We start from the raw sequence: 692 nt of genomic DNA on the forward strand, positions 1-692 counted from the left end.
GATTACTTACCGAGATAGTCAGTATCAAGAATTTTTGGAAAAACGTGAGATACAGTTACCTATGTGGTCGCTTTATAATCATGAACCAATCTATGCTGTCAGTGCAAATACCTGGTACATGGATCATCAAATGTTTGCATCAATACCAGATTTTGAAGCTTATCTATTATTTATTTCAACAAGAGGGAACGCTTTTTGGGAGTTTCACTATTCTTTTGATATGTTTGATGAAGAACGCTGGAAAGCCAATGCTCGTGCCGTCAAATGGATAGAGGAGAATTATCAAACACTAAAATATAGTAAAAAAATAGGAGGAAGTCCTGAAAAATTTGAAATTTATGGTTATAAGTGTCACAATCAGAAGACTTCTACTGAAATTCTCTCTCTGAGAAATCCTGCTCAGATTAAACAAAAAATAAAAATAGAGAATCTTTCGATAGAGAATTTTACCAGAGTAATTGGAGATTTTACTATTCAAGAAGATGAGATAGAATTGGCACCGTACTCTATCGTGATACTGAAGAAGTAAAGAAAAAATTGTGAGGTAGAGATGACGATTTATATTAATAAGGACGAGACCGTTTTTCATTTGGAAATGAAAGATAGTAGTTATATTTTTAGAATTTTAGAAAATGGGGAACTTCAACATCTATATTTTGGGAAAAAGATTCATGTCAAGGAAAATTATAACC

General features: G+C 32.4%; 2 pseudogenes. Both read left to right on the forward strand.

The window, feature by feature from the left end:
* Positions 1 to 529 (forward strand): annotated as a pseudogene (locus HMPREF9957_RS12215) (alpha-N-acetylgalactosaminidase); the annotation flags it as partial.
* Between the two features lie 21 nt (positions 530 to 550).
* Positions 551 to 692: pseudogene (locus HMPREF9957_RS13820) on the forward strand (glycoside hydrolase family 36 N-terminal domain-containing protein); the annotation flags it as partial.

This window comes from Streptococcus mitis SK1080 (assembly GCF_000220085.1).
GTDB classification, from domain to species: Bacteria; Bacillota; Bacilli; order Lactobacillales; family Streptococcaceae; genus Streptococcus; species Streptococcus mitis_K.